This window comes from Microbacterium sp. CFSPD4_SD4 (assembly GCF_057364585.1).
The window spans coordinates 70793-89471 of the sequence record NZ_JBNFOC010000004.1 but is presented as its reverse complement, the minus strand read 5'-3'; the positions used below and the strand labels follow the sequence as shown (position 1 = coordinate 89471).

The following is an 18679-nucleotide window of genomic DNA, read 5'->3' as shown; positions in this document are numbered from 1 at the left end:
GCTTTTGTCCTGTCAGATGACGGCCCTCCTGCGGAGGAGGACCGTGGCGCCGCTCGGACCAGACGGGTGCAGACCCCGGAACCCTAGGCGCTATCGTCACCACCCTATCCCCGACCGGGAGGGGCGCGGCGACCGGGCGCGACTACGCTCGAAGGACACCCTGCGCAGGAAGGTCATGCCATGCCCGTCACCCCGGACGCCCTCGCCCACGCCGAAGACCTCGCCGACTTCGTCGCCGCCTCCCCGTCGAGCTACCATGCCGCCGCCGAGACCGCCCGCCGTCTGGAGGAGGCCGGCTTCACGCGGCTGCAGGAGGAGGACGCCTGGCCTGCGCAGCCCGGAGGCCGGTACCTCGTGGTCCGCGACGGCGCGACGATCGCGTGGGTGGTGCCGGAGGATGCGTCTTCCACGACGCCCGTGCACGTGTTCGGAGCGCACACCGACTCCCCCGGCTTCAAGCTCAAGCCGCAGCCCACCACCGGAGCCCGCGGCTGGCTGCAGGCCGCCGTCGAGGTGTACGGCGGTCCGCTGCTGAACTCCTGGCTCGACCGGGAGCTGCGCCTCGCCGGCCGGCTCGCCCTCGCCGACGGCCGGGTCGTCCTCGCCGACACCGGAGCCCTGCTGCGCCTCCCCCAGCTCGCCATCCACCTCGATCGCGGGGTCAACAACGGCCTCGCGCTCGACAAGCAGACCGAGACGCAGCCGGTGTGGGGTCTGGGCGATCCGACCGAGGCCGATCTGCTGGCCGAGCTCGCCGACTCCGCCGGCGTGGACGCCGCAGAGATCCGCGGCTACGACGTCGTGGTCGCCGACGCCGCGCGGGGTGCCGTGTTCGGCAAGGACGACGCGTTCTTCGCCTCCGGCCGGCTCGACGACCTCGCCTCGGTGCACGCGGGCGTCGTGGCCCTCGCGGCACACGCCCCCGTGGCGGGCGCGCCGATCGCGATCCTCGCCGCGTTCGATCACGAAGAGCTCGGTTCCGAGTCGCGCTCCGGGGCCGCAGGCCCCTTCCTCGAAGACGTGCTGGAGCGGCTCTACGCGGGGCTCGGCGCCGATGGCTCCGCCCGCCGCCAGGCGTACGCGTCGTCGTGGTGCCTGTCCAGCGACGTGGGGCACTCCGTGCACCCGAACTACATCGGCCGGCACGACCCCGTCGTGCAGCCCGTGCTCGGCTCCGGACCCATCCTCAAGCTCAACGCCAACCAGCGCTACGCGACCGATGCGGTCGGCGCCGCGTCCTGGCGGAACTGGTGCGATCGGGCCGAGGTGGTGACGCAGGAGTTCGTCTCGAACAACAGCGTGCCGTGCGGCTCGACGATCGGCCCGATCACCGCGACCCGGCTCGGCATCCGCACGGTCGACGTGGGTATCCCGATCCTCTCGATGCACTCCGCCCGCGAGCTCGCCGGGGTCTCGGACCTGCACGACCTGACCCGCGTGGCCGGAGCCTTCTTCGCCGGCTGAATCGGGCCGCGCGGAGTGCGCCCCCGGAGTGCCAGGATGTGAGGATGACCGACATCAGGCCGGCTCTCATCGAGCGTGCAGGCATCGAGATCATCCCCGAGTCCGAGCGGACCGCCCAGCCCCGTGACCTGTTCTGGCCGTGGTTCGCGGCGAACGTGTCGGTGTTCGGGATGTCGTACGGCTCGTTCGTGCTCGGCTTCGGCATCTCCTTCTGGCAGGCGACGGTCGTCTCGGTCATCGGCATCGTCGTGTCGTTCCTGCTCTGCGGGCTCATCGCGATCGCAGGCAAGCGCGGGTCGGCGCCGACGATGGTGCTCTCCCGGGCCGCGTTCGGCGTGCAGGGGCAGAAGGTGCCAGGGATCGTGTCCTGGCTCACGTCGATCGGGTGGGAGACGTTCCTCGCGATCATGGCCGTGCTCGCGACGGCGACCGTCATCACGCAGCTCGGCGGCGACGGCGACAGTCTGTGGCTGAAGATCCTCGCGACCGTGGTCGTCGCCGCGCTGATCGTCGCGGCCTCCGTGCTCGGCTACCACACGATCATGCGGCTGCAGTCGGTGCTGACGTGGATCACCGGCGTCGTGACGATCGTCTACATCATCCTCGCCGCGCCGACCATCGACCTCGCCGCGGTGCTGGCCCGTCCTGACGGGGGCATCGGCCAAGTCGTCGGCGCGCTCGTGATGGTGATGACCGGATTCGGGCTGGGGTGGATCAACATCGCCGCGGACTGGTCGCGCTACCAGAAGCGCACCGCGCCCGACGGGGCGATCGTCGCCTGGAACACCATCGGCGGCTCGGTGGCACCGGTCATCCTCGTCGTCTTCGGTCTGCTCCTCGCCGGATCGGACGCCGAGCTCATGGACGCGATCGCCGCGGACCCGATCGGCGCGCTCGCGAGCATCCTGCCGGTGTGGGTCCTCGTGCCGTTCCTGTTCACGGCCGTGCTCGCGCTCGTCTCCGGCGCGGTGCTCGGCATCTACTCCTCCGGCCTGACCCTGCTCAGCCTCGGCATCCGCATCCCACGCCCGTCCGCGGCGGCGATCGACGGCGCGATCCTCACCGCGGGCACCATCTTCGTGGTGTTCTTCGCGACCGACTTCCTCGGCCCGTTCCAGAGCTTCCTCATCACCCTCGGCGTGCCGCTGGCCTCGTGGGCCGGCATCCTCATCGCCGACATCCTGCGGCGGCGGAAGGACTACGACGAGGCGGCCCTGTTCGACAGCCGCGGCCGCTACGGCGCCTGGGACTGGACCTCGATCGGCACCATGGTCGTCGCGAGCGTGATCGGCTGGGGCCTCGTCCTCAACGGCTTCGCGGACGCCGCGCCGTGGAACAACTGGCAGGGATACCTCCTGTTCCTCGTCGGCGGGGCGGACGGGGACTGGGCGTACGCGAACCTCGGAGTGTTCGTCGCCCTCGTGCTCTCGTTCCTCGTGACCTGGTTCGCGCGGGCGGGGAAGATCCGGCGGCAGGAGTCGTGAGCCCTTCGACAGGCTCAGGGACCCAGGGGGCGGCAGGCTCAGGGACCCAGGGGGCGGCAGGCCGCGGGGCCGAGGAGGCGGCCGGTTCCGCAGACGAGAGCTGGCTCGTGGTGGTCGATCCGCAGGTGATCTTCGCGTCGCCCGACTCGGCCTGGGGCTCGCCGTTCTTCGCCGCCGCGATGACGAACATCCGGCGCCTCGCGGACGCCTTCGGCGAGCGCGTGCTCGTGACCCGGTGGCTGCCGACGGCCGACCGCTCGACCTCCTGGGGCGAGTACTTCGCCGCGTGGCCGTTCGCCGACCGCCCCGCTGACGACCCGTTGTACGCGCTGGTCCCCGAGGCGGAAGGCCTGTCGCCTCATCCCACCGTCGACCTCCCGACGTTCGGCAAGTGGGGTCCGGAGCTGGAGGCGATCGTGGGGCGCGGTGGTCGGATCGTGCTCGCAGGGGTGTCCACGGACTGCTGCGTCGTGTCCACCGCTCTCGCCGCCGCGGACGCCGGGGCACGCGTGACGCTCGTGGCGGATGCCTGCGCCGGCTCCACGGCCGAGAACCACTCCGCCGCCGTGCAGGTCATGTCCCTGTATCCCCCGCAGATCACCGTGACCGACACCGCCACCCTCCTCTCCCCCTGACCCCCTCCCCCGGGCCCGCATCCCGCGCCCGTGCCGGACGGAAATCGCACCTCCGCACACCGTTTCGCGCCCGTTTTCGATCCCGCACGCCGGCGAGCCCTGCCAGCGGGACGGATTCCGCCCCTCGCGCGGGCCCACCGGGCACGTTTTCGATCCCGCACGGAGTCCCCGTCGCGGGACGCGAAATGCACCTCCGCCGCGCGACGGCGGTGCGTTATCGATCCGGCACCGTGGTGCGGCGTTCGGGCGGGACGGAAAGTGCACCTCGGCAGACGCGGGGAGGGGCGTTGGTGAACCCGACAGGGGCGAGCGTCAGGCGTGGGCGCGGACCGCGGCGGCGATGTCGGCGGGAGTTCCGCGCCACGGAGCACCATGGCCGGGAAGGACCCACTCGGCCTCGAGCGCCGCGAGGCGGTCGAGCGAGGCCAGGGCTGTTGTGGGCTCGTCGGTGAACGGGGCGGGTTGCGCGCCCTCCTCTCCCGTGAGCACATGCCGCGTGGTCAGGGCGTCGCCGACGAACACCGCGCCGACCGCCGGGACGTGCACCGCGATGCTCCCCGGCGAGTGCCCCGGAAGACCCACGACGACCGGGGCCCCGGGGAGGTCGAGCACGTCGCCGTCCGCGACCTCGGACACCTCGGTGACGTGGCGCGTGCGGAGCGCACTCTTGCGGAGGCCGTAGGCGAGGAACCCGAGCATGGGACCGATCCGGGAAGGACCCATCGGGGTCTTCGGCTTCTCCCCGGTACGCACGCGGTGTGCATCGGCGCCGTGGATGTACACCGGAACGCCGGACTCGCGGCGCAGTCGTTCCGCGAATCCGATGTGGTCGCTGTCGCCGTGGGTCAGCACGAGTCCGCGGATGTCGGACAGCGGGCGGCCGATCACGGCGAGCTCCCGCTGAAGGTCATGCCAGTGCCCGGGCAACCCGGCGTCGACGAGGGTGATGCCCTCGGGCAGGTCGATGAGGTACGAGGCGACGATGTCGTTGCCGAGGCGGTGGAGATGGGGGGCGAGCTTCATGATGATCCTCTCGGGCGATTGCGATGGCTACGTTACGTAGCTATCATGGCTACTGTCAATAGCCATCGAGGAGGACCCATGCCCACCCCCGAACGCACGTCGATCGATGCCATCGTCGCGGCCGGCCAGGAGATCATCGAGGCCGACGGTCCTGCGGGACTCACGATGCAGGCGGTCGCGGAGCGTGTGGGCGTGCGGGCCCCCTCCCTCTACAAGCGCGTGCGCGATCGTGAGGCCTTGCGAGTCGCGGTCGCCACGGCATCCGTCGATGCCCTCGCGACCCAGCTCGAGGCGGCCGGCGACGACCTCTCCACGCTCGCCCGGACCTACCGCGCCTTCGCTCATGCGCATCCGGAGGGTTTCCGCCTCATGTTCAACGCCGCGGTCTCCCGCGAGGCCCTGGAACGCTCCGCCGCCCCCGTCATCCGCGCCTGCGCCACCGCGGTCGGCGAGACGGACGCTCTCGACGCCGCGCGTCTCTTCACCGCCTGGGCCACCGGATTCCTGCAGATGGAACTGTCTGGGGCGTTCCGACTCGGGGGTGACGTCGACCGCGCCTTCGAGTACGGCCTCCGGCGTCTCCTCGCGAGCCTCGCCGGGTGAGGACGCCCGTCATTCCCGGTCCATGACGGCGGATGCTGGCACACTGAGGCCGTGGAAGACTCCCGCAGCACCGCCGGAACCGTGGCCGCGAAGACCGGTCGGACGCCCTGGCGTCGCACGAAGATCGCCGTGGGCACCCTCGCCGCGGTCGCCGCCGTCGTCGCGATCGTCGGCGCGCTCACCCCGTGGCCGTCCGCGATGATCATCCGCTCCGTGTTCACGAAAGGCGGCGACGAGACCGCCGCCGAGATGACCAAGCACGTCCCGGACACCGCCCTCGACGAGCGGAAGGATGTCGTTTACGGTGACGCCGGCGCGGACACGACGATGGACGTCTTCCGCCCCGCCTCCGCCGACGGCGCACTGCCGACCGTGGTGTGGATCCACGGAGGCGCCTGGATCTCGGGATCGAAGGAGGACGTCGATCCGTACCTCCGCATCCTCGCCGCGGAGGGCTACACGACCATCGGCGTGAACTACACCCGCGGACCCGAGGGCGTGTATCCGCTCGCCGTCCACCAGCTCGACGAGGCCCTCGCCTACATCGACGCGCACGCGGCGGAACTGGGCGTCGATCCGCGCCGCATCGTGCTGGCGGGAGACTCCGCCGGGGCCCAGCTCGCCAGCCAGATGGCGACACTCATCACGAATCCGGACTACGCGGAGATCCTCGGCATCCGCCCGTCGATCCGCGCCGATCAGCTCGTCGCCACCGTGTTGAACTGCGGCGTCTACGACCTCGCCGCACTGGCACAACTCGACGGGGTCGCCGGATGGGGCTTCAAGTCGGCGATGTGGGCGTACTCCGGCACGAAGACCTGGGCGGAGGACTCGACAGGCGCCACGATGTCGACCGTCGACTGGGTCACGGCCGACTTCCCCGCGACCTACATCTCCGGCGGCAACGGCGACGGGCTCACCTGGCTCCAGTCGATCCCGATGTCGAAGCGGCTTCAGGAGCTCGGGGTCGACGTGACGCCGGTGTTCTGGCCCGCGCCGCACGAGCCGGAGCTCCCGCACGAATACCAGTTCCACCTCGATCTCCCCGAGGCCCGGAAGGCGCTTGCGGACACCATCGCCTTCCTCGACGCGCACACCCGCTGACCCGGCCTCTTTCGTCCGGCGCAGGCTGCCACCGTTGCACGACCCCGCCACGGATGCACGACCCGAATCCTCCGGATACCCGTGCCACCGTCTCCGAATCGTGCAGGCGGACCCGGGCACGGATGCACGACCCGGGCACAGGTGCACGACCGAATCCTCCGGATACCCATGCCACCGTCGCCGGGTCGTGCCGATGCGTCGGGATTTGGACATAACGTCTCTGTGACGACCGGCACGAAAGTGATATGTTCACGGGATGCACACCGAGAACGAACGCGCCCTCGAGTCCGGGATCGTCACGGACCTCTCCGGTCGCATGACCTACGGCTCGTACCTCGCGCTCGACCAGCTCCTCACGGCACAGCACCCGGTGAGCGACCCGCAGCACCACGACGAGATGCTGTTCATCATCCAGCACCAGACGACGGAGCTCTGGCTGAAGCAGCTGCTGCATGAGCTCAGCTCGGCGCGGGAGCTGCTTGCGGCCGACGACCTGCGTGACGCCCTCAAGCGCATCGCCAGGGTCAAGCGCATCCAGGACGTCATGACGCAGCAGTGGTCGGTGCTCGCGACACTGACCCCGACGGAGTACGCCCAGTTCCGTGGCGCGCTCGGCAACTCGTCCGGCTTCCAGTCGGTGCAGTACCGCGCCGTGGAGTTCGCGCTGGGCAACAAGAACGAGAAGATGCTGAGCGTCTTCCGCGACCACCCGGCGAACCTTGCGCTCCTCACCACCGAGTGGGAGAAGCCCACGCTGTACGACGAGTTCCTCCGCTATGCGTCGCGCCGCGGGCTCCCCGTCCCGCACGAGATCCTCGACCGGGACGTGCGCCAGCCGTACCGCGAGACCCCGACCCTCGTACCCGCCATCCGCGCGATCTACCAGGACCCGCGCACCCACTGGGACCTCTACGAGGCCTGCGAGGACCTCGTCGACCTCGAGGACAACTTCCAGTTCTGGCGCTTCCGTCACCTCAAGACCGTGTCCCGGACCATCGGGATGAAGGTCGGCACGGGTGGATCGAGCGGCGTCGGCTTCCTGCAGCGCGCCCTCGACCTCACGTTCTTCCCGGAGCTCTACACCGTCCGCACCGAGATCGGCTCCTGATGCTCGCGGCGACGTTCTTCGACGGCGAGCGCTGGCGCGACGGCGTCGTCGGGCTCGGCGCGGACGGGCGCCCCCAGCTCCGCGACGAGGCGCCCTCCCCCGGCACCCCAGCCCTGGTCGGACGCATCGTCGGCGGTTTCACCGACCACCACGTGCATCTGCAGCTCGTCGACCATGCACTCCTGGCCTCGTCGCGCCTCGGGCGGGTGGTCGACCTCGGCGGCGACCCGTCGACCGTCGCGTCTATCGCCGTCCACAATGCAGGAGAACTGGCCGACGGAGGCGGCGCCGGCGCGGTTTCGCGCACGGTGGGGCCGGATTCTCCTGAGTTGCGAACCGTCCGGTACGCCGGCGCCTTCCTCACTTCGCCGGGTGGCTACCCCTCGGATCGGGCATGGGCTCCGGCCGGATCGGTGCGGGAGATCGCGGACCCCGCCGGGGCGGCGGCCGCCGTGGCGGAGATGGCGGCGTCGGGCGCGTCCTTCATCAAGATCGCGAGCAACAGCACCGCCGGCCCGACCTTCTCCGACGCCCTCTTCCGCGCGATCGTCGAGCTCGCCGCTGCGCACGGCCTCCCCGTCGTCGCCCACGCCGAGGGCCCTGGCGAGGCGCAGCGCGTCGTCCGCCTCGGAGCGACGCAGCTCGCGCACGCCCCGTTCACCGAGCGTCTGGATGACGAGGAGATCGCGGAGCAGGCCGTCCGGGCCTCCTGGGTCAGCACCCTCGCCATCCACGACCCCGCCGCGAGGGCCATCGCGATCGACAACGTCGCCCGCTTCCATGCCGCCGGCGGCACCGTCCGCTACGGCACCGATATGGGCAACGGCCCGGCCCCCGTCGACCTGAACCCCGCCGAGGTCGCCGCCCTCCGCACCGCCGGGCTCGACGACGACGCCCTCCTCCGCGCCCTCGCGCCGGTCGACCCGCTCGATCCCCGCTCTCTCCTCCTCCTGCTGCCACCGGGATCCGCCGATCCCCTGGCCGCCCGCCCCCTCACCCCCGCCGACCTGAAGGTGTGACATGACCGACCGCTCCGCCGACACCGCCCTCCTCGACGCCGCCCGCACCCTGGACGCCGCCGACCCGCTCGCCGCGCACCTCGACGCGTTCGTCGAGGCCCCGGGCGTCACCGCCTACCTGGACGGCAACTCGCTCGGCCGCCCGCTGCGCGACGTGCCGGAGAAGCTCGCCGCGTTCGTGCGCGAGGACTGGGGCACACGCCTCATCCGCTCCTGGGACGAGCAGTGGATGGCCCTGCCGATGGAGCTCGGAGACCGCATCGGCGCCATCACCCTCGGCGCGGGGCCGGGGCAGACGGTCGTGTCGGACTCCACGAGCGTCCTGCTGTACAAGCTCATGCGGGGGGCCCTTCGACAGGCTCAGGGGCCCAGGGGCGCGGCGCAGGGATCCGCGGGGCGGACGGAGCTCGTGATCGAGGAGGGGAACTTCCCCACCGATCGGTTCCTCGCCGAGGGCGTCGCGGCGGAGATGGGGGCCACGCTGCGCTGGATCACGCCCGACCCGGTGCACGGCGTCACGGTCGACGACGTCGCCGCCGTGGTCTCCGAACGGACGGCGCTCGTCTCGCTCAGCCACGTCGACTACCGCTCCGGCGCCCTCGCCGACATGCCCGCCATCACCGCCGTCGTCCATGACGCGGGGGCGCTCATGCTGTGGGACCTCTGCCACTCGGCGGGCGTCGTGCCGATGCAGCTCGACGACTGGGGCGTCGACATGGCCGTCGGCTGCACCTACAAGTACCTCAACGGCGGCCCGGGATCGCCCGCGTTCGCCTACCTCCGCCACGACCTGCAGGGCCTGCTGCGGCAGCCGATCCAAGGCTGGTGGAGCGCGGCCGACATCTTCGCCATGGGCCCGGAGTACGTTCCCGCCGACGGCATCCGTCAGCTCCTCAGTGGCACGCCGCCGGTGACCTCGATGCTCGCGATGCAGGGGATGATCGACCTCATCGAGCAGTCGGGGATCGACGGCGTGCGCGCGAAGTCGGAGTCGCTCACCGCACTCGCGGTCCGGGCGTACGACGAGCTGCTCGCGCCGCTGGACGTCCGCCTGCTCAGCCCTCGCGACCCGGCGCGACGCGGCGGACACATCACGATCGGCCACCCCGACTTCCGGGAGGTCACCCGGAGGCTCTGGGCCGACGGCGTCATCCCCGACTTCCGCTTCCCGGATGGGATCCGGCTCGGGCTGTCGCCGCTCAGCACCTCGCACGCCGAGACCGTCGCCGGGGTGCTCGCGGTCAGGGATGCGTTGGAGTCCGGTGTCTCCTGACCCCGCGGCGCCGGTCGTGCTCGATGACATCGACGCCCGCCCCGGCAGCACCGCCTCGCTCCTGCGCACCCTGATCGGCCTGTATCTGCGCCCGCTCGGAGGCTGGATCTCGGCCGCCGATCTCGTGGCGCTGGCCGCCGACCTCGGCATCCCCGCCGCTCCCGCCCGGACGGGCATCGCCCGCCTCAAGCAGAAGGGCCTGCTCCTGCCGGAGCGCCGCGACGCCGTCGGCTACCGGCTGAGCCCGGCGGCTGTGCCGATGCTGGAGCGCGGCGACCGCCGGATCTTCCGGATGCAGGAGATGACCGACGACGATCCGTGGTGCCTCGTGTCGTTCTCGATCCCGGAGAGTGCGCGCAGCGTGCGTCATCAACTGCGCCGGCGCCTGCAGTGGATCGGCGCCGGCGTCGTCTCTCCCGCCCTGTGGATCTGCCCCGGGCACCTCAGGGCGGAGGCGGAGCAGATCCTCGACGAGCTCGGTGCCCGCCGCTGGGCGACGCTGTTCGACGCGTCGGCCCCCGCCCCGGCCGGCACGCTGGCCGAGGCCGCGGCGGCGTGGTGGGACCTGGGCGCGCTGCGCGGCGAGCACGAAGCCTTCCAGGCGTCGCTCGCGGCGCTCCCGGATGCGCCGTTCCCCGCGTACGTGCACCTCATCGACCGCTGGCGGGTGCTGCCCTACACCGATCCGGGACTGCCCCCGGCGATGCTGCCGGCCGACTGGCCGGGCGGACGCAGCTTCGAGGCGTTCGCCCGCCTGTCGGCGGCGTGGGCGGCACCCGCCCTCGCGCATGTCCGCGCCGTGACGGCCTAGTCGGTCCGGGCGACCTCGCGCACGAATCCGGTCACGTGCTCCTGCAGCCGCAGGATCCGCATCTCGCGCGCGAGCTCGCGGTCGTACCCCGGATAGGCCAGCGGCGGGAGCTTGCGCACCGCCGCGTTGCAGCCGAACTCCGCGCACGCGAGCACACCGACCGTGTCGCCCTTGCGGCCGGCGGCCCCGGCGCGTCGGGCGACGTACAGCTGCACGTCGTTGCGGAGCGTCACGTCCTCGCACCACGAGCACTGGGCGCGGGCGAGCACGCGCTGCTCGGCGCGCTGCAGCACGACGCCCACGGGCTCGTCGTCGATCCACACGACGACATAGGCGCGCCGGGGCAGCTTCGGGTCGATCCAGCCGAGGTAGTCGAGCCGGTCGAAATCGGTCTCGGCGAAGCCGGGCGGCAGAGTGATGTCGGAGACCTCCTTGCGGGAGGCGTTGCAGAAGGAGGCGCGCAGGGCGCGCTCGTCGATGGGACGCATGAGGGGAAGAGCTTTCGGTGTGATCGCCGGAACGGCGAGACGGATCGGAGGAACACCCGGACGATGCCGGGGTACGACGCAGCACCGGAGACGGGGTTCCGCACCCGGCCGGTCCTCAGCCTCTGCCTGCGGCGCTGAACGCGCCTGCAGCTCCGCTCCGCGCCCCGAGGGCACTCATCGACGACAGCACCCGGCGAGCCTACACCCGTTTGTTTCGTCGCGTGTCGGGAGCGCTGCGGAATCCCGACCTCGTCGACGTACTCTGGCCGGACGCCGATCCGAAGGAGTCCCCGTGTCCACGCCGCTGCACCGCCGTCCGCCCCTCGAGGTGCGTGAGCGTGCGACGTGCATGTGCCGGAACGGCGGCCGCTGCTCCTCGTCGGCCCCCGGCCACGCCCTGCACCTGATCCAGGAGCGTCTCGCCGCGGCGACCCCGGCGCGATGGGCGGACGCGTTCGTGATCGCGGCGGATCCGGTCGCCGGAGACCTCGTCGTCCGCACGCTCGACGGCACCATGCACACGCTGTGGAACGGCTCCGGCGCCGCGCTGGAGGCCGCCATCGGCAGCCCGGTCGCCCTCCACCTCGACTACGCCGTGCTCGCCGTGGGACGCACCCGCTTCAACGTCGCCGTCGTGTGACCAGGGCCTGACCCCCTCGGGTCAGGCGCTCGCCATCATCATGTCGCGGACCGCCATGCACGCGTTCATGCAGGCCTGGCACGCCTGAGCGCAGAGGCGGCAGACGTCGCTGTGATCGGCATGCTGCATGCACTCGTCCATGCACATCTGGCACATCGCGATGCACGCGTCCAGCATCGCCATCATCGTGGCCGGGGTCATCCCCTGCATGCGGAGCATCGATCGCATCATCGTGTGGCACATGTCCGCGCAGTTCATGCACGCGGGGGCGCAGTCCATCTCCTGCGTCGCGCACACCGTGCAGGCCTGCTCGCAGGCGGCACACGCGTCCATACACGCCTGGAGCACCGACATGTCCATCATCGCCATGTCCGGCATCGACTCCATGTTCTTGGACATGGCACCCATCATCATCGCGTCCATCGCACACCGCTCCCTTCGTCCAGGACGACGGGCAGGACACCCGCCTGGCGCCAGGCTAACCCCTGTGCGGGCGGGAGTCGATGGGGGCGGAACGCTGACACGCCCGTCGGTGAATGTCAATCCCGTGGACGGACCGCGACGCCGGTGCGACGCTCGAAGAGCAATCGATCCGTCCAGGAGAGGAGCCTCTTATGAGTGGCGCAGATGACATGAAGAATTCCGCTGAGAAGCTGGGTGGCAAGGTCAAGGAAGGCTTCGGCAAGCTCACCGACAACGAGAAGCTCGAGGCCGAAGGCCAGGCGGATCAGGTGAAGGCCGACGCGAAGCAGGCCGGCGAGAACGTGAAGGACGCCGCGGGCAAGGCCGGCGACAGCGTCAAGGACGCGTTCAACCGCTGATCCCCCACCCGCTGAACCCATGAAGAGGGGGAGGCTCGCCGATGGCGAGCCTCCCCCTCCGCACTCGGGTCAGACCTTGCGGCTGCCGGTGATCGCTCGGATCAGCCAGGCGATCACGGCGATGGCCAGGAGCACCAGACCGACCCACAGCAGGAACTGGAGCGACTGCACCAGTCCTCCGGTGATCGCGAGGATCACGGCGATGACGATGACGATGATCAGGAGGATGTTCATCGGTCTTTCCCTTCTCTGGGGGCGCGGGCGCCCGACTGCGGTGACCTCACGCTAGACCCGAACCACACCCTCTCTGGAGGGGGTTGACTTCCCCCCTCCCGATGCGCGAAGGAGCAGAGCAATGCCAGGACGACGCAACAACTCGCTGAAGGATCCGGAGCTGTACGAAGAGCTCCGCGACGACGGGGCTTCGAAGGAGAAGGCCGCCCGCATCTCGAACGCGGCCGCACGAGACGGCCGCAGCTCGGTCGGCCGCCGCGGCGGGAAGCACGGGGACTACGAGGACTGGACCGTTCCCGAGCTGCGGAAGCGCGCGAAGGAGTTGGGTCTCACCGGCTACAGCGGCAAGCGCAAGGCCGAGCTCATCTCCGAACTGCGAAACCACTGACCCGGATGACGCGCTTCGGGATCGAGGAGGAGTTCCTCCTGCTCATGAGGATTCGCTCGTCCCCGTCGCCCTCAGCGGTGACATCCTGGAGCGCATCGGCGATGACGTCACCGCCGGACGCGTGACCACCGAGTACCTGGCCTCGCAGGTCGAGGCGCTCACCGACCCGGTGCGCACCGGCGCCGAGGCCGTCCAGCAGCTGACGGCGTTGCGCACGGCCATCGGGAGGCAGGCACGCGTCCGGCGCGCGATCGCGGCACCGACCGGCGCCCCGTTCACCACTCTCCGCTCGCCGCGCCTCTCGCCGTCGGCGCACTACGACGACGTCGCGCGACGGCTGGCGCACCTCACCCGCGAGCACGAGGTCAACGGCCTGCACGTGCACGTGGAGGTGCCGGACGAGGAGGAGCGGGTCCGCGCTCTGAATCGGCTTCGCGCGTGGCTGCCCCTGCTGCTCGCCCTCAGCACGAACAGCCCGTTCGGCAACGGTCTCGACACGGGTTTCGCGAGCTGGCGGAGCATGCTCATCCGCCGACTCCCCTCGTCGTGGTGTCCGCCCCGGTTCGCCGACGTCGACGACTACCGCACGCGCGTGGGCCAGCTCCTCGACCTCGGGACCATCGGCGAGGCGACCTCCCTCTCCTGGGCGGTGCGCCTCTCCGAGCACTACCCGACCGTGGAGGCGCGCGTCGCGGACACGCAGCTCACCGCGGAGGACGCCGTCCTCTCCGCGCTGCTGACCCGCGGGATCGCCCTGTCGTCCGGGCAGCGGATCGTCGCCGATGAGACGGAGACGATCGACGCGTCGATCTGGATGGCGTCGCGAGCCGGGATGACGGCCCGCCTCCTGGATCCGCTCACGGGCGAGATCGCCCCGGCCTGGACGGTGGCGGAGCACCTTCTCGACGACATCGGACCGGTGCTGGACGAGCTCGGCGATGCGGACGCGGTGCGGGCGGGCCTCGCCCGGATACGGGCCGACGGGACCGGCGCGGCACGGCAGCGTGCGGCGCACGCACGGGACGGGCTCCCCGCGCTCCGACGGCTCCTGCAGGAAGGTACCGGAACACCGGCTGACTGACCGGCCCTCGCGTCCGTCGCCCGGAGTAGGGTCGGCCTGTGTCATCCTTCGCCCCGCTCCAGCGGCTCGTCATCGCGATCGCCGTGCTGGCCTCGTTCGTCACGTTCCTCGACGGGACAGTGGTGAACGTCGCCCTTCCCGCCATCAGCGAGGAGCTCGGCGGCGGGATCACCACGCAGCAGTGGGTCGTCGACGCGTACCTCATCACCCTCAGCGCGCTGATCCTGCTCGCCGGCTCCCTGTCCGACGCCTACGGACGGGTGCTGGTGATGCGGATCGGCCTCATCGCCTTCGGCATCGCGTCCGTCGCGGTCGCCGCCGCGATCGACCCGCTCATGCTCATCGTGGCCCGCGGGGCCCAGGGGGCGGCCGGGGCCCTGCTCGTCCCCAGCTCCCTCGCGCTCATCACCGCGACCATGCGCGGTGACCTCCAGGCGAGGGCCATCGGCGTCTGGACCGCCTTCACCACGGCCGCTCAATTGGTCGGTCCGCTGCTCGGCGGGCTCTTCGTCGACTTCCTGTCCTGGCGCTTCGTCTTTCTCATCAACGTCCTCCCCATCGGGGTGACGCTGGTGCTGCTCGCCCGCCTGCATCTGCCGGAGCACCCGCGGGGCGTCCGCGTGGACTGGTGGAGCGGTGCACTGTGCGCGCTGGGGCTGGGCGCCATCGTCTTCGCCCTCATCGAGCAGCCGAACCTCGGGTGGGCCTCCCCCGCGATCTGGATCCCCGCCGTGGCCGGGGCCGCGCTCTTCGCCGTCTTCCTGTGGCGCCAGGGCCGCTCGGCCACGCCGCTCATGCCGCTCTGGCTGTTCCGGGTGCGCGACTTCGGGTGGGGCAACCTCGCCACGCTGTTCGTGTACGCCGCGCTCTCGCTCAACGGCTTCGTCGTCGGCGTCTACCTCCAGCAGGGGGCGGGACTCAGCGCGACAGCGGCGGGGCTCGCGAGCCTGCCGATGACGATCCTCATGATCCTGCTGAGCTCCCGTGCCGGCGGGTGGGCGGGGCGCTGGGGCCCGCGCATCTTCATGACGGTCGGACCGCTGATCATGGCCGTCGGAGCGCTGATGCTGCTGACCGTGAACGCCGCCTTCGATTACTGGGCCCAGGTGCTCCCGGCCATGATCGTGATGGGCCTGGGCCTGTCGCTCACCGTCGCCCCGCTGACGGCCGCGATCCTCGGCGCCATCGACGAGAACCACTCCGGCATCGCCTCCGCCGTGAACAACGCCGTCTCCCGCGTCGCCGGTCTGCTCGTGGTCGCGATGCTGTCGACCATCGTCGGGGGCACCCTCGACCTCGACGGGTTCCACAACGCGGCCTGGGTCACGGCGGCGCTCCTCGTGCTCGGGGGCGTCGTGTCGTGGATCGGGATCCGCCGGAACCCCTCGGAGGCCGCGGCCCCGCCCGCCGACGCCCCCGCGCAGCCGACGCCTCAGCCGCGATGAGCCTCCCTCGTCCCCCGCGCGGTCGAAGCAGCGCACGCGTCTCCCTGGCGCCGACGGCCCTCGTCGCGGTCGGGATCCTCGCCCTCTCCGCCTGCACCGCTCCGTCCACTCTCCCCGCGGAGGGAACGGCGCCGTCGGCCGCTGTCGCGCTGCCTCCGACCGCCGCCCTCCCGGACTACCAGCTCGGTGGCGCCTACGACCCGCCCGAGGGTGTGGGGATCGTCGCCCGCGACCGCAGCGCGGAGCCCGCCGCCGGCCTCTATTCCGTCTGCTACGTCAACGGCTTCCAGACCCAGCCGGGCGAGCTGGACACCTGGCCCGACGACCTGCTCCTGCACGACGGCGACGAGGTGGTCGTCGATCCCGACTGGCCCGACGAGGCCCTCCTGGACACCGGCAGCGCGGCACAGCGGTCCCGCATCGCCGAGATCGTGATCCCGTGGATCGAGGGCTGTGCAGACTCCGGCTTCCAGGCGGTCGAGTTCGACAACCTCGACTCGTTCTCGCGCGCGGACGGCGCCCTGAGCCTGGACGACAACCTCGCCCTCGCGGAGCTCTTCGTCGACGCGGCGCACGGCGTCGGGCTCGCCGCCGGGCAGAAGAACGCGGCCGAACATGCGGACGCCCTGAAGGAGCGCGCGGGCTTCGACTTCGCCGTGACGGAGGAGTGCGCCGCCTACGCGGAGTGCGGCGCGTACACCGCGGTCTACGGGCCGCACGTGATCGACATCGAGTACACGGATCAGCTCCCTCGGCCGTTCGCGGAGCTGTGTGCCGACCCGGACACCCCGGCGTCGACAGTGCTCCGCGATCGCGACCTCGTCACTCCGGACGAGGAGGGGTACGTGTTCGCCGGGTGCCCGTGACGGCGGGCGCGCTTGCCTGCCGAGCGCCTCGGCGTCAAGTCCCTGGTGGTCTCCGCTCGCGCGGGTGAGGATGCGGGTGATCGATCCGATGGGAGCCCCTCCTCATGACCGTTTCCACCCTTGACGCCGACACCGCCGTCGCCTTCTCGCCGCGCGGCCCCCTGTCGAGCGCCGTCCTCGGTGTCCTCACGGGTCGCGGTGACGACGCCGCCACCCTCCCCGACCTCGCCGCCGCAGCCGTCGCCGCGAGCGACGACGTGGTCAGGGACGACGACATCCAGCTCGCCCTGTTCGTCCTCTACGCGTCCTCCTACGGCTCGCTTCCGCAGCTGGATGCGAGTCTCGAGTGGGATGCCGGGGTGGTCACGGCACGCCGTATCCTCGAGGACGCCTTCGAGGCCGCACTGCGTGACACCGTGCCGGTGCCCGAGCTTCCCGAACCCACGGTCGACGCCGTGGGTCGCGCTCTGTTCGCCCTCGCTGCCGCGGACACCGGCCCCAGCCTGTCGCGCCACATCGCCAGGAAGGCCACCCGCGAGCAGGCCGAGGAGTCCCTGATCCTGCGATCGGTGTACACGCTGCGGGAGGCCGATCCGCACTCGTGGGCGATTCCGCGGCTGACCGGGCGCCCCAAGGCCGCGCTCGTGGAGATCCAGTCGGACGAGTACGGCGGCGGCCGCCCGCAGCGAGTGCATGCGGAGCTCTACGCCCGAGCGCTGCGCGCCGCAGGACTCGACGACACGTACGGCGCCTATGTCGACGACGCCCCGGCGATCACGCTCGCCTCGCACAACATGATGAGCCTGTTCGGACTCAACCGCCGGCTCGTCGGCGCGATCGTCGGTCATCTCGCCGCCTACGAGATGACCTCGTCCATCCCGTGCCGGTTCTACGCCGACGGTCTGCACCGGCTGGGGTTCGCCGACGAGGTCGCCGCGTACTTCGAGGAGCATGTGGAGGCCGACGCGGTGCACGAGCAGATCGCCGCCCGTGACCTCGCGGGCAGCCTCGCCGAGGACCGTCCGGAACTGCTGGCGGACATCCTGTTCGGCGCGGCCGCGTGCCTCACGGTCGACGGCTGGGCCGGAGCCCACACCCTCGACGCCTGGAGCGAAGGGCGCTCGGCACTGCGGGAGAGGACGACCGCATGAGCGGCCGGGACGAACCGGTCACGGTCACCGCGTACCCCGACGGCCCGCTGCTCGTGCGCGGCGAGATCGAGCTGCACGCGAGCGACGGCACGGTGATCGACCCGCGCCGACGCACCGTGGCCCTGTGCCGCTGCGGGCTCTCCGCGCTCAAGCCCTTCTGCGACGGCACGCACAAGGCGGCCGGCTTCCGCACCGAGGACTGAGCGGGCTCAACCCTCCGGCCAGTAGTGACTGTCGGGGACGGCACGCGCACCGAAGATCGCCTGCCCGACCCGCACGCACGTCGCCCCCTCCTCGACGGCGATCTCATAGTCGCCGGACATGCCCATCGAGAGGGCGCCGTCGCCGATGAGCTCGGGGGTCTCCTCGAGCGCCCTGTCCCGAAGAGTGCGCAGCAGCGCGAAGCACTCCCGCACCCGGGCGTCGTCCGGTGTGAGCAGCGCGAGCGTCATCAGCCCGCGGACACGGAGGGCACCGTAGGACGGCAGCGCCTTCAGGAAGCCCGGAAGCTCGTCGGGCGGCATCCCGAACTTCGAGTCCTCGGCCGAGGTGTTCACCTGCACGTACACGTCGAGGCTGCGCCCTGCGGCCTGCAGGCGCCGGTCCAGGGCTTCGGCGACCCGGAGCCGGTCGAGCGCCTGGAACTCGGCGGCGAACGAGGCGACGTCCCTGGCCTTGTTCGTCTGCAGGTGGCCGATCACGACCCAATCGACGTCCAGGTCGGCCGTTTCCCGGTTCTTGCGCACCGCCTCCTGCACCTTGTTCTCCCCGAGCCGGCGCAGGCCGGCGTCGATGGCCACCCGCACCCGCTCGGTCGGGACGGTCTTGCTCACCGGGAGCAGGTGCACCGCACCCGGATCATGTCCCGCCCGCTCGGCGGCGGCGTCGATGCGGGCGCGGACGGCGGCGAGGTTGGCACGGAAATCCGCGGCGGTGACGGCCGTCGGGTAGCGCGCGGCGCCGTCTCCGACAGGCTCAGACTTTGACATAGGTCAAAATCTAACATAGCTTCGGGACCACGTCGCGCGCCCGCCGACACCC

22 protein-coding genes are annotated in these 18679 nt (G+C 71.2%); 17 read left to right on the top strand and 5 right to left on the bottom strand.

What is annotated here, in order from left to right; translation table 11 throughout:
* The first annotated feature begins 180 nt into the window (after positions 1-180).
* The 3 genes from AC2W7E_RS08360 to AC2W7E_RS08350 all read left to right on the top strand — a co-directional run bounded on the left by AC2W7E_RS08360 (position 181) and on the right by AC2W7E_RS08350 (position 3583).
* Positions 181-1464, top strand: coding sequence for a M18 family aminopeptidase (locus AC2W7E_RS08360; protein ID WP_025102502.1), 1284 nt, complete (start codon positions 181-183; stop codon positions 1462-1464).
* Between the two features lie 44 nt (positions 1465-1508).
* Positions 1509-2948, top strand: coding sequence for a purine-cytosine permease family protein (locus AC2W7E_RS08355; RefSeq protein WP_485988911.1), 1440 nt, complete (start codon positions 1509-1511; stop codon positions 2946-2948).
* Between the two features lie 107 nt (positions 2949-3055).
* Positions 3056-3583 carry a cysteine hydrolase family protein gene (locus AC2W7E_RS08350; protein WP_249521683.1) on the top strand — a complete coding sequence of 176 codons (528 nt, stop codon included), beginning with the start codon at positions 3056-3058 and terminating at the stop codon, positions 3581-3583.
* Positions 3584-3895: 312 nt separating this feature from the next.
* Here the strand turns inward: AC2W7E_RS08350 and AC2W7E_RS08345 are convergent, their stop codons facing one another.
* Complete coding sequence (locus AC2W7E_RS08345) at positions 3896-4606, bottom strand: MBL fold metallo-hydrolase (RefSeq protein WP_249521626.1); 711 nt, start codon at positions 4604-4606, stop codon at positions 3896-3898.
* Between the two features lie 78 nt (positions 4607-4684).
* On the opposite strand from AC2W7E_RS08345, the gene AC2W7E_RS08340 reads away from it, so the two are divergent.
* The 6 genes from AC2W7E_RS08340 to AC2W7E_RS08315 all read left to right on the top strand — a co-directional run bounded on the left by AC2W7E_RS08340 (position 4685) and on the right by AC2W7E_RS08315 (position 10524).
* Positions 4685-5209, top strand: a complete 525-nt coding sequence (locus AC2W7E_RS08340) for a TetR/AcrR family transcriptional regulator (RefSeq protein WP_025102506.1) — start codon at positions 4685-4687, stop codon at positions 5207-5209.
* 51 nt (positions 5210-5260) lie between these two features.
* Entirely contained in the window at positions 5261-6313 is a 1053-nt protein-coding gene (locus AC2W7E_RS08335) for an alpha/beta hydrolase (protein ID WP_315109672.1), read from the top strand.
* 256 nt (positions 6314-6569) lie between these two features.
* Positions 6570-7421, top strand: a complete 852-nt coding sequence (locus tag AC2W7E_RS08330) for a tryptophan 2,3-dioxygenase (protein WP_315109497.1) — start codon at positions 6570-6572, stop codon at positions 7419-7421.
* A complete protein-coding gene (locus AC2W7E_RS08325) occupies positions 7421-8440 on the top strand; it encodes an amidohydrolase family protein (RefSeq protein WP_315109495.1) in 1020 nt (339 codons plus the stop codon). Before AC2W7E_RS08330 ends, AC2W7E_RS08325 begins: the two co-directional genes overlap by 1 nt.
* 1 nt (position 8441) lies before the next feature.
* The gene (locus AC2W7E_RS08320) at positions 8442-9713 is read left to right on the top strand and encodes a kynureninase (protein WP_485988910.1); all 1272 of its coding nucleotides are present in this window, start codon (positions 8442-8444) and stop codon (positions 9711-9713) included.
* Positions 9703-10524 (top strand): PaaX family transcriptional regulator, encoded by an 822-nt coding sequence (locus AC2W7E_RS08315; RefSeq protein ID WP_485988909.1) that lies wholly within the window; start codon positions 9703-9705, stop codon positions 10522-10524. The genes AC2W7E_RS08320 and AC2W7E_RS08315 overlap by 11 nt, the downstream gene beginning before the upstream one ends.
* On the opposite strand, the gene AC2W7E_RS08310 is transcribed toward AC2W7E_RS08315, so the two are convergent.
* A complete protein-coding gene (locus AC2W7E_RS08310) occupies positions 10521-11012 on the bottom strand; it encodes an FBP domain-containing protein (protein WP_025102512.1) in 492 nt (163 codons plus the stop codon). The genes AC2W7E_RS08315 and AC2W7E_RS08310 overlap by 4 nt on opposite strands.
* 292 nt (positions 11013-11304) lie before the next feature.
* Here AC2W7E_RS08310 and AC2W7E_RS08305 point away from each other — a divergent pair, with 292 nt between their 5' ends.
* A complete protein-coding gene (locus AC2W7E_RS08305; protein ID WP_485988908.1) occupies positions 11305-11652 on the top strand; it encodes a hypothetical protein in 348 nt (115 codons plus the stop codon).
* Positions 11653-11673: 21 nt separating this feature from the next.
* Here AC2W7E_RS08305 and AC2W7E_RS08300 read toward each other — a convergent pair whose 3' ends face one another.
* On the bottom strand, positions 11674-12051 hold the full coding sequence (locus AC2W7E_RS08300; protein ID WP_231729507.1) for a four-helix bundle copper-binding protein: 378 nt from the start codon (positions 12049-12051) through the stop codon (positions 11674-11676).
* Positions 12052-12284: 233 nt separating this feature from the next.
* Between AC2W7E_RS08300 and AC2W7E_RS08295 the strand changes: the two genes are divergently transcribed.
* On the top strand, positions 12285-12473 hold the full coding sequence (locus tag AC2W7E_RS08295) for a CsbD family protein (RefSeq protein ID WP_370670658.1): 189 nt from the start codon (positions 12285-12287) through the stop codon (positions 12471-12473).
* Between the two features lie 69 nt (positions 12474-12542).
* On the opposite strand, the gene AC2W7E_RS08290 is transcribed toward AC2W7E_RS08295, so the two are convergent.
* A complete protein-coding gene (locus AC2W7E_RS08290) occupies positions 12543-12707 on the bottom strand; it encodes a hypothetical protein (RefSeq protein WP_164498167.1) in 165 nt (54 codons plus the stop codon).
* A 121-nt stretch (positions 12708-12828) separates the two neighbouring features.
* On the opposite strand from AC2W7E_RS08290, the gene AC2W7E_RS08285 reads away from it, so the two are divergent.
* The 6 genes from AC2W7E_RS08285 to AC2W7E_RS08260 all read left to right on the top strand — a co-directional run bounded on the left by AC2W7E_RS08285 (position 12829) and on the right by AC2W7E_RS08260 (position 17841).
* Entirely contained in the window at positions 12829-13095 is a 267-nt protein-coding gene (locus tag AC2W7E_RS08285) for a DUF7218 family protein (protein ID WP_025102516.1), read from the top strand.
* 121 nt (positions 13096-13216) lie between these two features.
* Positions 13217-14176, top strand: a complete 960-nt coding sequence (locus AC2W7E_RS08280) for a carboxylate-amine ligase (protein WP_485988907.1) — start codon at positions 13217-13219, stop codon at positions 14174-14176.
* Positions 14177-14214: 38 nt separating this feature from the next.
* Entirely contained in the window at positions 14215-15621 is a 1407-nt protein-coding gene (locus AC2W7E_RS08275; RefSeq protein ID WP_303708780.1) for an MFS transporter, read from the top strand.
* Positions 15618-16487: an endo alpha-1,4 polygalactosaminidase gene (locus tag AC2W7E_RS08270; RefSeq protein WP_378872105.1), complete on the top strand. Its 870-nt coding sequence runs from the start codon at positions 15618-15620 to the stop codon at positions 16485-16487. Before AC2W7E_RS08275 ends, AC2W7E_RS08270 begins: the two co-directional genes overlap by 4 nt.
* A 104-nt stretch (positions 16488-16591) precedes the next feature.
* Positions 16592-17638: an iron-containing redox enzyme family protein gene (locus AC2W7E_RS08265; protein WP_366215408.1), complete on the top strand. Its 1047-nt coding sequence runs from the start codon at positions 16592-16594 to the stop codon at positions 17636-17638.
* Entirely contained in the window at positions 17635-17841 is a 207-nt protein-coding gene (locus tag AC2W7E_RS08260) for a CDGSH iron-sulfur domain-containing protein (protein ID WP_025102521.1), read from the top strand. The genes AC2W7E_RS08265 and AC2W7E_RS08260 overlap by 4 nt, the downstream gene beginning before the upstream one ends.
* Before the next feature lie 6 nt (positions 17842-17847).
* Here the strand turns inward: AC2W7E_RS08260 and AC2W7E_RS08255 are convergent, their stop codons facing one another.
* Positions 17848-18627, bottom strand: a complete 780-nt coding sequence (locus tag AC2W7E_RS08255) for a YggS family pyridoxal phosphate-dependent enzyme (RefSeq protein WP_485988906.1) — start codon at positions 18625-18627, stop codon at positions 17848-17850.
* Positions 18628-18679: the final 52 nt, after the last annotated feature.